Genomic DNA, 14,298 nt, shown 5'->3' on the forward strand with positions numbered 1-14,298 from the left:
GGCGGTTCGTCGCTGCCGGCGCCGACGGCCACCGCCCTCCCCCCCCCCCCCCGCCCCCCCCCTGCCCCCCCCCCCCCCCCGCCCCCCCCCCCCCCCCACCCCCCCCCCCCCCTACCCCCCCCCCCCCCCCCCCCCCCCCCCCGCGCTGGTGGATGGTTCAGGCGGGCCGCGCTTCTGACGGTGCCTCGACTTCGTCGATCGTCACGCCGCACGTCTCCTTCAGGAGCAGGCACAGGGTGCTCATGACGCCGAGTGCCGACAGGTACCACGCGACTCCCATACCGCCGTAGCACTCGGCGAGGGGCGGGGCAAGCAGGAGGGGTGCGCCGCCGCCGAGGCTGTAGCCCATGCCGAAGCGGGTGCAGCGGTGGCGGGTCCTGAACAGCTCGGGCAGGTAGGCCGCGGCCGCCGCAGTCCAGCCACCACCCGATGTTGACACCGCTTACTTCCCTGCGTAATGTTCCTGATGTAATCACTGCACACATCGGGCACTCCCCCCTCCGGATCCGGCCCTTGCCCCGGATCTCGGCTCCTCGCAGCCGCGGCCCCGACCGGCGCCCCCCTGAGCAGCCGGTACCGCGCCTCTGCCAAGCATGGGCCGCCATGTTTGCCTCGAAAGGGAGAGCCCTTCACTCGGCCGTATGAACGGAGTGCCATGAAGGCTGTATCGATCACGGGACACGGTGGTCCCGAGGTCCTTCGGTGGCTCGACGTCGAGGACCCGGCTCCCGCCCCGGGGGAAGTGGTCGTCGACGTGGTGGCCGGCGCCCTGAACCGGGCGGACGTCATGCAGCGATGGGGACTGTATCCGCTGGCGCCCGGCTGATCGCCGTACCCGGGGCTGGAGGTCTCCGGCCGTATCAGCGCCCTCGGTGAGGGCGTGACAGGCTGGCAGGTGGGCGACGCGGTCTGCGCGCTGCTCACAGGAGGCGGCTACGCGCAGAAGGTCGCCGTCCCCACGTCGGCAAGATCCTCCTCGTGAACGACTGACTCCCCGGGCCGGGCGGCCCCTTCGCGAGTGCCGCCCGCTCCCAGCCCGTCCCCACTCCCCCGGCTCGCACCCTCAGCTCCTCGGGTCCGGGACACCGCGTCCCTGAGCCCCGGGACCGATGGCGGCTCCCGCCGGGAGGCCCGGGCCGCCCGCGGATCGCGGAGGCCCGCTCCCGGCTCGCCGTCCCGGGGAATCATGTGTGGTGGCGCATGCCCCGCAGGTCGAGCACGTCCCGGTTGCGGCTGGGCCCTGGGCGCGGATCATGAGGTGGAGAAAGGGAACCGTGGTGCCGCTCTCGCGAGCGCTTCGCATCACCGCGCCGGTCGCGGAGATCTGGGGCGGCCCGGACACCACGGCCCGCTGATCCGTCGCCGACCGTCCCCCGCCGGCCACGAGGCGCGGCCCCGGATGTCCACTTTCCGCGCCGGTGGCCGGTGCACCCTGGGGAGTCCTCATGACTGAATCGACCGATCCGCTAGACGCCTGGACGTCCCGCCTGCTCGGGCTCGGTGAGGGCATCTCGCCCGAGGCCGCCCGTACGTTCGTGCACGACCTGTACGCCCATGCCCAGGCCGACCTCGACGAGGGGCGGGCGGAGGCCGAGTTCCAGCGGGAGGAATGAGGCGGTTGACTTCCTCCCCCGCCTAGGGGCGGGGGGTTCCAGCGGTCGCCCGCTGGGGTTCCTGCTTCACCGACGACCGCCCCTGTCCACGAAGTACAGATCCGATGAGCGAGCATTCTCCTCTGCACCTCGACGGCAACGCCCTGGCCGGCCCGCTGGGTGAGGTCTTCTCGCTGGATCCGACCACCGCCTGGCGCCGCTGCCCCGTCTGCCGTCGGCCGTCGCCCAACTGCATGTCTACGGCCCCGAGCCGGGCCTGACCGCGCGCTGCCCCGGCTGCGCGGACATCGCCCTGCGCGTCGTCACACAGCCGCGGCACCTCTGGCTCCAACTGGGCGGCGGAGCAGGCGCCTTCCGCTTCACCCTCCCGGCAGCGGCCCCAAATCTCCCTACGTGTGCGACTCCCGCTCCCGCCCACCGGTCGGGAAGGCACGCGGGCCACAGGACGAGGCACCGCCCGGACCGGATGCGGGCCTGAGCGGTGCCTCGCCGCGCGACGCCCGCAGGCGTCAGACCCGGACGGCCGTCCTGTCGTCCGATCCGCCCTTCGCGGCAGCGGTGTCCGCGTCCTCGTCCGTGGTGGGACCGGCGAGGGTCGCGGCCGGAAGGCGAGCGCCTTCGATGTCCACGTCCGGCAGCAGGCGGCCGAGCCATCGCGGCATGCTCCAGGCGCGTCGCCCGAGCAGGGCCATGGCTGCGGGCACGAGCGTCATGCGGACGACGAAGGCGTCGATGAACACGCCGAAGGCGAGCGCGAAGCCGATGGACTTGATGATCGGGTCGTCGTTGAAGATGAATCCGCCGAAGACGGCGACCATGATCAGTGCGGCGGCCACGACGACGCGTGCGCTGCGGGCGACACCCTGGGCGATGGCCTCGGCCGGGTCCTTGCTGTGCTCGTAGTGCTCGCGCATGCGGCTGACGAGGAACACCTCGTAGTCCATGGCGAGTCCGAAGAGCACTCCGGTGAGCAGGACCGGGAGGAAGCTGGTGACCGGGCCGGCGGCGGCCACGTCGAGCGGGCCGTTCAGGTGGCCCTGCTGGAAGACCCAGACCGAGGCGCCCAGGCTCGCGCCGACCGAGAGCAGGAAGCCCAGTGCCGCCTTGAGCGGAACCAGCACCGACCGGAAGGCGATGGCCAGCAGGATCAGCGCCAGGACGACGATGACACCGATGAACAGGGGCAGTGCGTCGCCGAGTTTGCCGGCCACGTCGATGGCCATGGCCGTCTGGCCGGTGACGTAGAGGGATCCGCCGGTGGCGGTGACCGTGGGTGCCAGGTCGCGCATGCGGTGGACCAGGTCGGTGGTGGCCTGTGCGTCGGGGCTCGACCTCGGCACGACGGACATCACCGCGATACCGCCGGAGGGGTTGAGGACCGGGGGCGAGACGGCGGCGACGTCCTTGTCCGCGGCCAGTTCGCCGCGCAGCCGTGTCACGGTGGCCTCCCGCTTCTCCTGCGGGATGTGCTCGGTGTCCACGACGGTGATGAGGGTGGCGTTGAAGCCCGGCCCGAAGCCCTCGGTGAGCAGGTCGTAGCTCTTGTGCTGGGTGGTGGCCTCGGGCTGGGAGGCGTAGCTGGGCAGGCCGAGGCGCAGGTCACGGGCGGGCAGGGCCAGTGCCAGCAGGCCCAGGACACCGGCGAGCAGGACGACGGCCGGCGCGCGGGTGACCGTGCGCGCCCAGGCGAGGCCCCAGGAGCCGGCGGCGCGGGCCTCGCGCTTGTCCTCGCGGTTGTCCTCGCGCTTGTCCTCGCGGTTGTCCTTGCGCTTGTCCTTCCGGCCCCCGCGCGGGCGCATCCGCTCGCCGAACACGCCGAGTACGGCCGGAAGCAGGCTGATGGCGACCAGGACGGCGATCAGTACGGTCACGGCACCGGCGAGCCCCATGATCGTGAGGAACGGGATGCCGGTGATGGCGAGTGCGGCCAGCGCGATGACGACGGTGGCTCCGGCGAAGACGACCGCGCCGCCGGCCGTGGCCGTGGCCCGCGCGATGGACTCCTCCCAGTCGGTACCGGGGTCGGCGAGCTGCTCGCGGTGCCGGGAGATGACGAAGAGCGCGTAGTCGATGCCGACGGCCAGGCCGATCATCAGTGCCAGCACGGTCGCGGTGCCCGTCATCTCCACGAAGCCGGAGACGAACATCGTGCCGAGCACGCCGACGGCGACGCCCAGGAGTGCGGTCAGCAGCGGCAGTCCGGCCGCGACGAGGGAGCCGAGGGCGACGGCGAGGACCAGGAAGGCGATGACGACACCGACGAGTTCGGCCGGTCCGCCCGCCTCGGTCTGCGGAAGCATGGCCGATCCGCCCAGCTCGACCCGCATCCCGGCGTCGCGCAGGGGCTCGACCGCGTCGGCCAGTTCCTCCTTGGCCGCCTCCGGCACCTCGGAGGCCTCCGCGGTGAAGCGGACGTCGGAGTAGGCGATGGTCCCGTCGGCGGAGAGGGCGCCGGTCGACGTCGGCCGGGAGACGTCGACGACGCCCTCAACCTTCGCCGCCTCGCGCAGGACGCCGTCGAGCGCCTCGCGCTGCGGCGGGTCGGTGACCGTCTTCCCCTCGGGTGCGGCGACCACGATGCGTACAACACCGCCGGCGGCCGGAGGGAACCTCTCCTCCAGAAGGTCCTGCGCCTTCTGGGACTCCACGCCCGGGACCGTGAACTCCGTGGAGGTCTTTCCGTGCAGGGTCGCCCCGAGGCCGCCGACCACGGCCAGCAGGAGTACCCAGGTCGCTATCACCCAGCGGCGGTGGCGAACCATCCAGCGCGCCCAGGTGTACAGGCGTGAGGCCATCGTTGCATTCCTTACCGGTCGAGCCCTGATCGAGGGAAGCCGAAGCCGATGCGTGGTGGAGGGCCAGAGCGGTACGCCTCCACCACTCTTTACAACATACGGCATTTTTGCAGTCGACTGTAAATTAGCTGCCGGTGGTAAGGTTTCGGCATGGTCGGTGACAGCCTCAGGGAGCGCGGCAAGGCGCGGCGCAGGGAAGCGATCCTCACCGCGGCCTACGAGTTGTTCGCCGAGCGGGGCTTCGACGCCACGAGCATCGCCGACATCGCCGAGGCGGCCGAGGTCTCACCGCGTACGGTCACGCTGTACTTCCCCACCAAGCTCGAACTCGCGATGGAGCACTTCAACGCGTTCGTCGACGAGCTGGCCGCGGCGCTGCACGACCGGCCCGCGGGGCAGGGCATCATCGACACCGTCGAGCAGTGGCTGCGCGAACAGGGCGATTCCCAGAGCAAGTTCGACGGCCCCTACGACCGGATGCTCGAGTCCAACCCTCATCTGAAGGGGCTCTGCCGGGAGCGGCTCACCGACGTCGTCCAGGACGGCGCCCGGCTCATCGCCGAGGAGCAGGGCTGGCGCCCGGACGACCTGGCGCCGCGCATCATGGCGGCCACGGTGGCGAGCGTGATCGGCGAGCTGACGCACCGGTCGGAGCCGGGGGACCTCGAGCGGGCCATGACCTTCATCCGCGCCGCGGCCGCCACCTTGCAGCCGGGCTGATCCGGCCCCGCAGACCACCCGGCACGGACTCCTGGTAACCACGGCGCCGAGTCGCCGTCACATCAAGCGGCGCCCGGCCCTCAACGAACGCCGACCGCCGCGCCGGCGGCGCTCACCGGGCACCCACGGCCTGGCGCGACAGCGCTCCACGAGTTCCCCCGGGGAGTGCTCGGCGTCGGACCGCATCGTGAGCGGTCACACGACACGGTCCTCACACCGCCCCTGGAGGCGGGTGCCCCCCCGGCTGCCGGAGACGGCGGCGCGCTGCACGGGCCTGAGCACGACTCCCCGCGGCTGACACCCCACGGGATCCCGGCACCACCACAGCGGTCCGGGCCGGCCGACGGCGTTCGCGTCGCGGTGGGCCCGGACGTCCGCCGCGCCCGAAGCCTGTCCAGGGCATCCGCACACCTCAGTGTTGACGGTGCTTACATTCGACCCTACAGTCATATATACACCGCCTACATGAAAGTGAGGGCCCCTCCATGCCTCCGACGCACAAGGACTCCGTCAAGGTCGATCTGGGCGGCCGCGCGGTCACGGTCCCCAAGGGCGGCCTCTACGACACGTACCGCATGGACCCCGACCTCGACGCGATCGCCCGCGACCCGCGCGTCAGCGGCGTGGACTTCTTCCGGCAACTGCCCAAGATCCGGGTCGACTCCGCCATCGGCCCGACGCTGACCCCGAACTTCTACTACAGCGTCTCCACCGCCCGGCTCACGATGCTCGCGCCGTCCCGCGCGATCCGCGCCCGGCTTCCCCGGGAGCTCTCGCCGCTCGAGATCGCACCCGGCCTCGGACTGGTCTCGGTCATGTTCTTCCGCTACGACGTGTGCGACATCGACTTCTACACCGAGGCCGCGGTCGGTATCGCCGTCAGGCCCGCGCGGCACGGGAAGCTCGGGTTCTTCGACCTCGTCGCCGGGCTCAAGAACGAGCACCTCGACTCCTATGTGCTGTCCCTGCCGGTGAGCACGGAGATCGCCCAGGTCCGCGGCCACGACGGCTACGGCTTCCCCAAGTGGGTCACCGGCCTCGACGTCGGCATCGACGACCTCCGGACGACCGCGCGCGTGGCCAACGACGCCGGCGGCACCGACCTCTCCCTGCTGGCCGACACGCCGAAGCAGGCCACGCACCGCACCGGCGAGCGCGTCAGCTCGCTCACCTCGTACACGACTATCGACGGGGCGTGGCACTCCACGCTGAGCCAGACCAATGTGCTCAGCGCCGGTGCGACGCGCGCGACCCGTGGCGTCACCCTGGAGGTGGGTGAGGGCCGCATGGCGGACGACCTGCGCTCCCTCAGGCCGAGGCGGACCGTCCAGTTCGACGTGATGACCCGGGGCCAGGTCGCCCTGCACATGCCCGTCCCCACCTCGGTCCCGAGCCGGGACAAGTAGCGAGGAACAAGTAGCAAGGAGCCCTTGCCATGGTCGCCGACCACGCCATCCGCCCCGCTGCCACCCGCGGCCCGGGCCTGCCCGCCTCCATCACCCCGGCCCTGCTCGAGCGGCTGACCTCGCAGGTCTCGGCCGCGCCGGACGCCGCGCGGGTCACCACCAGGGCCCCGTACACGGGTGTCCCCCTGGCCGACTTCCCCGTCTCCGCCCCCGACGACGTCGAGGCCGCGTTCGCCCGGGCGCGGACCGCGCAGAAGGCCTGGGCGGCCACCCCGATCGCCGAGCGCAAGAGGATCCTGCTGCGCTACCACGATCTCGTCCTGGCCCGTCAGGAGGAGGCGCTGGACCTGATGCAGGCGGAGAACGGCAAGACCCGCCGCGACGCCTTCCTCGAGGTCGTCGACATCGGCATCGTCTCGCGCTACTACGCCCGCAACGCCGCCAAGTACCTCGAGCCCAAGCGCCGCCGCGGGGCGATCCCGCTGCTCACCCACACCACGGAACTGCGCCACCCGAAGGGCGTGGTGACCGTCGTCTCGCCGTGGAACTACCCGCTCAGCATGGCCGCCAGCGACGCCATCGCGGCACTGATGGCGGGCAACGCCGTCGTCCAGAAGCCCGACACACAGACCGCGCTGACCGCGCTGTGGTCCATGGACCTGATGTACGAGGCGGGCCTCCCGGCCGATGTGTGGCAGATGGTCGTCGGCCGTGGCAGCTCCATCGGCGGCGCTCTCATGGACAACGCCGACTACATGATGTTCACCGGCTCCACCGCCACCGGACGCCAGATCGCGAGCGACGCCGGGCGGCGCCTCATCGGCGCCTCGCTCGAACTCGGCGGCAAGAACGCCATGATCGTCCTCGACGACGCCGACATCGACAAGGCCGCCGAAGGTGCCGTCAACGCCTGCTTCCCCTCCGCGGGCCAGCTCTGCGTCTCCATCGAGCGCCTGTACGTCGCCGAGTCCGTCCGCGACAGGTTCGTCGCCGCGTTCGTCGCCCGAGCCAAGGCGCTCAGGATCGGCGCCGCGTACGACTTCGGCGTCGACGTCGGCAGCCTCACCACGCCCTCCCAGCTGAAGACCGTCACCGAACACGTCGACGACGCCGTCGCCAAGGGCGCCACCGTCCTCGCCGGCGGCCGGGCACGGCCGGACCTCGGACCGCTGTTCTACGAGCCGACCGTCCTCACCGACGTCACCCCCGACATGACGCTGCACGACCACGAGACCTTCGGGCCCGTCGTCTCCGTCTACGCCTTCCGTGACGTCGACGAGGCGATCGCCCTGGCCAACGCCACGCCGTACGGCCTCAACGGCAGCGTCTGGACCCGCAACGGGGCGCGGGGCCGGGCCGTGGCGGCCCGGGTGCACGCGGGCACGGTGAATGTCAACGAGGCCTTCGCCGCCGCGTGGGGAAGCGTCGACGCGCCGATGGGCGGCATGGGCGACTCGGGCCTCGGCCGCCGCCACGGCGCCGAAGGCATCCTCAAGTACACGGAGCCGCAGACCGTCGCCCACCAGCGCCTCCAGGGCTTCTACCCGCCGGCCCGCATCTCCCCCGACGCCTGGGCCGGCCTCCTGAGCGGCGCGCTGAAGGTCATGAAGGCGGTCGGGATGCGCTGACGGCGACCGCCGTACGGCCGTGATCCGTACCCGGTCGCACCACGAAGAGAGGGCGACCCGTCCGCACGACGGGCTCGCCCTCTTCGTGCTGCGTGCCGACAGCGGCGCCACGGGGGCGGGTTCACCGGCCCGCGGTGCCGCATTCGCCGGAGAGGCAGGCACGGTAGGAGCGCGGGCCTTCCGCTGGTTGCGCCGCTCGGAGCGATGGAGCAGGGGGGCGAACGGGTCGCCGGGCATGCCGGTTCCCTCTTCCCTTTCCATCACTTACGATGTATACACCGCCCACATTAGAGGTGTGATGTAGGCAGCGTATACATAGGGGAGTGTGGCCTGTGTCGCAAGTCCGTACGTACCATCACGGCGATCTGCGCGCCGCCTGTCTGCGGGCCGCGCGGGAGCTGCTGGAGGAGGACGGCAGTGCCGCGCTGTCCATGCGTGCCGTCGCCCGCCGGGCCGGTGTGTCGGCGACGGCCCCGTACCGGCACTACGAGGACCGCGACGCACTCGTCTCCGCGGTGGCCGCCGAGGGTTACCGCGAGCTCGCCGGGCAGCTGGCGGCGGCCCACCCCGCACCGTCGACCCCCGACGACCTGGCCGCGGTCGCCGCCGCCTACGTGCGGTTCGCGCTCGACCACCCGGCGATGTTCCGGGCCATGTTCGCCGAGCCCTGTGACCCGGCCAGTGAGGAGCGGGTCGCCGCGACGGCCGTGATCACCGAGTACGTGCAGGGCATCGTCCGCGCCGCGTTCCCGGGCGCGGGTGACGTGAGCGCGCTGTCGACCACCGTCTGGGCCCTCGTCCACGGCCTGGCGTTCCTGCACCTCGACGGCAAGCTGGACAGCTCCACCCCCGAGGTCGTCGACGCCCAGGTACACACCTCCGTGCACGCTCTGTTCAGCGTGTCGCCCGCGCTGTCCTAGGCGGCGCGGGACGTGCGGGCGGCCGTCCGGTTCAGCGGTAGGTGAGCATGTGCCGCCGGTCGCCGGCGAAGTGGGCGTGCTCGTTGAACGTCAGAAGCGAGGTCCCCGACGCCCCCGCGACGAACGTGGTGACGGCGGCGTTGACGGCCACCCGGTTGAGCGCGACGACCCCTTCGCAGGGCAGCGACAGCTGCGTGCCGCACAGCGCGGCGAGCACACCGCCCGAGGTGACGACGACGGCGTCACGCCCTCGGTCCAGTACGCCGGGCAGCTCGGCCAGCGCGGCGGCCGCGCCGCCCGCGAAGGCGCTCCACGTCTGAGCGTCGGCCGTACCCGAATCGTTCATCCAGGCCGTCAGCGCATGGTCGATGAGGTCCTGCACCGATGCGGAAACCCGGGGCGGCGCGTAGCGGTCGATCAGCGCGAGATGGTCGTACTCGTTCCAGCGCGCGTCCTCCTGCTGCGGCCGTCCGAATCCGGCCGCGTCCGCGAGCAGGCGGGCCGTGTCCCGCTGACGGGTGAGCGTGCCCGAGACGACATGCGGATCGCGCAGGCCCCGGCGGGCGAGCTCGTGGCCGACGGCTGTGGCCTGGGCGTGCCCGAGCTCGGAGAGGACGTCGTAGTCCTGCGCGTCGGCGGATGCCTGGCCGTGGCGGACGAGACAGATGAGGGGCATGGTGGCGGTCCTGTCCTTGCTCTCAGCTTCCGGCGCTGCGGCGGATGACCGAACGGCAGCGGTGGTCGAGGTAGTTGACGGCCAGCCAGAGGTGGCGGAAGGCCGGGTTGCGGGTCTGCCCGTGGTGGTAGCGGTAGTAGATCTGCTGGGCGATCACGGCGAGCCGGAACAGGCCGAAGGTCTCGTAGAAGGGCCAGTCGTGGGCGGGCAGCCCCGTCCGGTCGCAGTACCGTTCGACGATCTCGGCGCGGGTGAGCATGCCGGGGAGATGGCTGGGCTGACGGCGTGTGGAGCGGGCCATGCGGTCGTCGTCGGCCTGCACCCAGTACGCCAGCGCACTGCCGAGGTCCATCAGCGGATCGCCGACGGTGGCCATCTCCCAGTCCAGGACGCCGGTGACGGTCAGGTCCGTCTCGTCGAGGACCAGGTTGTCCAGGCGCCAGTCGTTGTGGATGACACCGATGGCGATGTCGTCGGGCTGACGGTCGGCGAGCCAGGACGTGACGCGGCGGAAGCTGGGTGTGTTCCAGGTCCGCGCCTGGGCGTAGCGGCGGGTCCAGCCCTCGACCTGGCGCCGGACGTAGCCGGCTCCCTTGCCGAGATCGGCGAGTCCCGCGGCGGCGGGGTCGACGCCGTGCAGATCGGTGAGGGTGTCGACGAAGGCCTCCGACAGAGCACGGGCCCGCGCCGGTGGCAGGGTCATGCCCGCCGGGAGCCGGCCCCGGAGAATGAGTCCCGGGACCTTGTCCATCACATAGAAGTCACCGCCGATGACCGACGGGTCCTGGCACAGGGCCCGCACGGTCGGAACGTAGGGAAAGGCGGGCTTCAGCGCCTGCTGCACGCGGTACTCGCGGGCCATGTCATGGGCGGAGGACGCCTTCTTGCCGGCCGGCGGGCGGCGCAGGATCAGTTCCCTGCCGAGGGACTCGTAGCGCAGCAGATAGGTGAGGTTCGAGGCACCCCCGGTGAACTGGACGATCTCAGGGGCGGGACCGTCCAGTCCGTCCAACTGCCTCGTCAGCCAGGCGTGCACCCGCTCGACGTCGAAGGCGTCCTCGGCGCGCACCGCGCCCTGGTTCGTGTCGCTCATCGGGTCACCTCCGTCACCGGTCGCAGAACCCGCTGCCGGTCGTTGTGCACGCGCACGTCCAGGCGGACGAACGAGACCTCGTCGCCGGGCAGTCGGGCTGTTTCGCTGCGGTCCGCGACCAGGACCCGGTCTCCCGTGGCCGCGTACCGGTCGGCAGGAGCCGGGCCCGGCCCGGTGGCCCCGCCGGCGATCGGGACACGCCGGCTCATCCCGCCGTCTCCCGGGTGCGGTGGCGGCCGAGTTCGGCCCGGGCCACGACGCCGAGGTGCACCTCGTCGGGGCCGTCGGCCAGGCGCAGCGCACGGGCGGCGGCCATGGCTCCGGCGAGCGGGAAGTCGTCGGACAGACCCGCGCCGCCGTGCAGCTGGATCGCCATGTCGATCACCTCACAGGCCATCGCCGGGACGGCCGCCTTGACCTGGGACAGCTCACTGATGGCGCCGGCGGCACCGGCGGTGTCCAGCAGCCAGGCGGCGTGCAGCACCTGAAGGCGCGCCTGATCGATCGCGATCCTCGCCTTCGCGATGCGCTCGCGGTTGCCTCCCAGATCGGCGAGCGGCTTCCCGAAGGCCGTACGCGACACCGCACGTCGGCATGCCAGTTCCAGGGCGTGCTCGGCCAGACCGATCAGCCGCATGCAGTGGTGGATACGGCCGGGCCCGAGCCTGCCCTGGGCGATCTCGAAGCCACGGCCCGGCCCGGCGATCACCGCGTCCAGCGGGAGGCGGACCTCGCGGAACGACACCTCCCCGTGGCCGTAGGGCTCGTCGAGGTAGCCGTAGACCGGCAGCATCCGCTCGACCCGGACGCCCGGGGTGTCGAGCGGCACCAGCACCATGGAGTGGCGTGCGTGGCGAGGGGCCTCGGGGTCGGTCAGTCCCATGAAGACGACGAACCGGCAGTCCGGGTGCCCGATCCCGGTGCTCCACCATTTACGGCCGTCGAGGACGACCGCGTCGCCGTCGACGACGGCGGTGGCGGCCATGTTGGCCGCGTCCGAGGACGCCACCTCCGGCTCCGTCATACAGAACGACGAACGGATCTCACCGCGCAGCAGCGGCTCCATCCAGCGGCGGCGCTGATCGTCGCTGCCGTAGTGCAGCAGGACCTCCGCGTTGCCGGTGTCGGGCGCGTTGCAGTTGAAGATCTCGGGTGCGATGAGCGAGCGGCCCATGAGTTCGGCCAGCGGCGCGTACTCCGTGTTGGTGAGACCGGCGCCGTAGGTGGTGTCGGGGAGGAACAGGTTCCACAGGCCGGCCGCCCTCGCCTTGGCCTTCAGCTCGTCGATCACCGAGGGGATGGACGCCCAGGGGTCCTCCTGCGCCCGGAGGGCGGTCAGGTACTCCGCCTCACGCGGCTCGACCTCCGACGTCATGAAGGCGCTGACGCGCTCGATGTATTCGCGTGCCCTGGGCGAGTGTCCGAAGTCCATGTGCCGTCCCTTCCTGTCGAGCATCGCTCAGTAGTCGAGGCATGTGTACGGACCGGGCGCGCCGGCCCGGTCGATGTCAGCGGCGGCCGACGGCGAACTGCTCCACGACCCGCTCCAGACTGCTGACGAGCAGGTCGACCAGGTCGTCCTTGGCAATCACCTCGCCGGTGGCGCTGATGGCCATCTCCTCCGCCATGGCCAGCCAGCCGCGCACGGCGAGTCGGTGCAGCGGGGTGGGGTCCGGGACCCCGGCGGCTTCCAGCACGCGGTCCGTGAGGGTCCCCCGGTTGTTCTCGAAGACCTCCAGCACGCGTTCGTCACCGCCCGCCGCCGCCCGCACCACGGCCACGTAGTTGCCCTTGCGGCGCTGCACGAAGGACACGAACCCGTCGACGATCCCGCGCACCCGCTCCGTGGGCGTTCCCTCGTCCGGCGCCTTGGCATGCGTCAGCAGCCGTCGCCCGCCCGCCTCGACCACGGCGACGTAGTAGTCCCGCTTGGTCGGGAAGTAGTGAAAGAGCAGGCCACGGGAGATACCTGCCTCGGCGGCCACCTCGTCGATGGACATGTCATGGATGGGGCGGGTGGTGAGCAGGCGCAGCCCGATGTTGATCAGCTGCGTCCGGCGCTCCTCCGGCTTCAGCCGCACACGTGCCGACGCGGTCTTCACGGTCATGGTCGCCGACGATAGCTTGTTGAGCATTGCTCGACAAGATTGAGGCCGGTGGCGGTGGCGCACAGTGCCGCAGTACCTTCGGCAGCCGCCGCCCTGGAGCCGCGGCGACCGCGCAGGCAGCGGAAGCCCGCGCACGCCATAGGGTGAACCTCATGTCCACGAGGTTGAGTTCCACGAAAACCCATGCCGCGTTGCGCACGTCGGCCCGGGTCTGTGCCGAGTTGCTGTTGATACTCGTGATGCTCGCGGTGGCTCTCTGGCTGCTCGACCGGATGTGGTCGGTGGTGTGGCCGCTCGTCCTCGGTCTGCTGCTCACCACGCTGACCTGGCCTCCGACGCGTTTCCTGCGCTCTCGGGGGTGGAAACCGGCCCTGGCCGCGTCGCTGGTGACCGTCGTGTCCCTGCTCGTCGCCGCCGGGGTTGTGGCGCTGATCGCCATTCCGATGGCTTCGCAGTCCGGCGAGCTCACCGACGGTGTGGTCGAGGGTGTCCAGAAACTGCGGGAGTGGGCCGCCGGGCCGCCGCTGAACATCGAGGACGCCCAGATCGACCAGGCCTTCGACAGCGCGGTCGACCGTGCCCAGGACGGGCTCGGCAGCGCGGTCAGCGCGGTCGCGACGGGGGTGAGCACTGTCGTCAACGGCGTGGTCACCGCCCTGCTGGCACTCTTCCTGATGTTCTTCTTCCTCAAGGACGGGCCGCGGTTCCTGCCCTGGCTCGCCCGCCAGCTGCCCGGCCGGCTCGCCACCGACATCCCCACGGTGACCGCGCGAGTCTGGGACACCCTGGGCTCGTTCGTGCGGTGCCAGGCCGCGGTCGGGCTGATCGACGCCGTGCTCATCGGCCTCGGTCTGTGGGTCCTGGACGTGCCCCTGGTGCTGCCGCTGGCGGTGCTGACGTTCGTCACCGCGTTCGTGCCGATCGTGGGCGCGATGTTCGCCGGCTTCGTCGCGGTGCTCATCGCGCTGGTCTCCAACGGCCTGACCGACGCGCTGCTCGTGCTGGCCATCATCCTGGTGGTGCAGCAGCTCGAGGGGAACGTGTTCCAGCCCATGATCCAGAGCCGCGGGCTCGGCCTGCACGCCGCGGTGATCCTGCTGGCGGTGACCCTGGGCGGCAACCTGGCCGGCATCGTGGGCAGCCTGCTCGCCGTCCCCGTCGCGGCCCTGATCGCGGTGGTGTGGAACTACGTGCGCGAGCAGCTCACCGAGGCGCCGGCGGAACCGGGCGACGGCGATCCGGCCCTCGGCGCGTCCGTTCCGTCCTAGGCTCTGTCGGCTTCGGGTTCGAGGGGCGCCGACGGTGTCGACGGCCGGCGCCCAGGTGGGCGCCGGGTTCG

Annotated in this window: 13 protein-coding genes and 2 pseudogenes; 8 read left to right on the forward strand and 7 right to left on the reverse strand. The window is 71.5% G+C overall.

The genetic code is table 11. The annotated features are described in order from the left end of the window. Positions 1-157: 157 nt before the first annotated feature. A complete protein-coding gene (locus ACZ6SQ_RS14550) occupies positions 158-439 on the reverse strand; it encodes a hypothetical protein (protein WP_469561012.1) in 282 nt (93 codons plus the stop codon). A gap of 216 nt (positions 440-655) precedes the next feature. Here ACZ6SQ_RS14550 and ACZ6SQ_RS14555 point away from each other — a divergent pair. The 3 genes and pseudogenes from ACZ6SQ_RS14555 to ACZ6SQ_RS14565 form a co-directional block, all read left to right on the forward strand. After that, positions 656-958 (forward strand): annotated as a pseudogene (locus tag ACZ6SQ_RS14555) (alcohol dehydrogenase catalytic domain-containing protein); the annotation flags it as partial. A gap of 487 nt (positions 959-1,445) precedes the next feature. After that, positions 1,446-1,613, forward strand: coding sequence for a hypothetical protein (locus tag ACZ6SQ_RS14560; protein ID WP_469561015.1), 168 nt, complete (start codon positions 1,446-1,448; stop codon positions 1,611-1,613). 104 nt (positions 1,614-1,717) lie between these two features. Beyond that, a pseudogene (locus ACZ6SQ_RS14565) lies at positions 1,718-1,974 on the forward strand (DUF6510 family protein); the annotation flags it as partial. 148 nt (positions 1,975-2,122) lie between these two features. On the opposite strand, the gene ACZ6SQ_RS14570 reads toward ACZ6SQ_RS14565, so the two are convergent. Then, complete coding sequence (locus ACZ6SQ_RS14570) at positions 2,123-4,408, reverse strand: MMPL family transporter (protein WP_469561018.1); 2,286 nt, start codon at positions 4,406-4,408, stop codon at positions 2,123-2,125. Positions 4,409-4,558: 150 nt separating this feature from the next. On the opposite strand from ACZ6SQ_RS14570, the gene ACZ6SQ_RS14575 reads away from it, so the two are divergent. From ACZ6SQ_RS14575 to ACZ6SQ_RS14590, 4 genes are all read left to right on the forward strand, one after another. Further along, a complete protein-coding gene (locus ACZ6SQ_RS14575) occupies positions 4,559-5,128 on the forward strand; it encodes a TetR/AcrR family transcriptional regulator (protein ID WP_469561022.1) in 570 nt (189 codons plus the stop codon). Between the two features lie 485 nt (positions 5,129-5,613). Further along, positions 5,614-6,534, forward strand: a complete 921-nt coding sequence (locus tag ACZ6SQ_RS14580; RefSeq protein ID WP_469561024.1) for an acetoacetate decarboxylase family protein — start codon at positions 5,614-5,616, stop codon at positions 6,532-6,534. Between the two features lie 29 nt (positions 6,535-6,563). After that, positions 6,564-8,162: a succinic semialdehyde dehydrogenase gene (locus tag ACZ6SQ_RS14585; protein ID WP_469561027.1), complete on the forward strand. Its 1,599-nt coding sequence runs from the start codon at positions 6,564-6,566 to the stop codon at positions 8,160-8,162. Between the two features lie 332 nt (positions 8,163-8,494). Next, entirely contained in the window at positions 8,495-9,082 is a 588-nt protein-coding gene (locus ACZ6SQ_RS14590) for a TetR/AcrR family transcriptional regulator (protein ID WP_469561029.1), read from the forward strand. Positions 9,083-9,113: 31 nt separating this feature from the next. Here ACZ6SQ_RS14590 and ACZ6SQ_RS14595 read toward each other — a convergent pair whose 3' ends face one another. From ACZ6SQ_RS14595 to ACZ6SQ_RS14615, 5 genes are all read right to left on the reverse strand, one after another. Further along, on the reverse strand, positions 9,114-9,758 hold the full coding sequence (locus ACZ6SQ_RS14595) for a histidine phosphatase family protein (protein ID WP_469561033.1): 645 nt from the start codon (positions 9,756-9,758) through the stop codon (positions 9,114-9,116). Positions 9,759-9,780: 22 nt separating this feature from the next. After that, positions 9,781-10,851 (reverse strand): phosphotransferase family protein, encoded by a 1,071-nt coding sequence (locus ACZ6SQ_RS14600; protein WP_469561036.1) that lies wholly within the window; start codon positions 10,849-10,851, stop codon positions 9,781-9,783. Beyond that, positions 10,848-11,060, reverse strand: coding sequence for a hypothetical protein (locus tag ACZ6SQ_RS14605; RefSeq protein WP_469561039.1), 213 nt, complete (start codon positions 11,058-11,060; stop codon positions 10,848-10,850). Before ACZ6SQ_RS14605 ends, ACZ6SQ_RS14600 begins: the two co-directional genes overlap by 4 nt. After that, complete coding sequence (locus tag ACZ6SQ_RS14610) at positions 11,057-12,283, reverse strand: acyl-CoA dehydrogenase family protein (protein ID WP_469561042.1); 1,227 nt, start codon at positions 12,281-12,283, stop codon at positions 11,057-11,059. The genes ACZ6SQ_RS14605 and ACZ6SQ_RS14610 overlap by 4 nt, the downstream gene beginning before the upstream one ends. A 76-nt stretch (positions 12,284-12,359) precedes the next feature. Next, a complete protein-coding gene (locus ACZ6SQ_RS14615) occupies positions 12,360-12,959 on the reverse strand; it encodes a TetR/AcrR family transcriptional regulator (protein ID WP_469561045.1) in 600 nt (199 codons plus the stop codon). 152 nt (positions 12,960-13,111) lie between these two features. Here ACZ6SQ_RS14615 and ACZ6SQ_RS14620 point away from each other — a divergent pair, with 152 nt between their 5' ends. Continuing rightward, positions 13,112-14,227, forward strand: coding sequence for an AI-2E family transporter (locus ACZ6SQ_RS14620; RefSeq protein ID WP_469561049.1), 1,116 nt, complete (start codon positions 13,112-13,114; stop codon positions 14,225-14,227). Positions 14,228-14,298: the final 71 nt, after the last annotated feature.

The sequence above is a fragment of the Streptomyces sp. NPDC048600 genome (assembly GCF_055587025.1).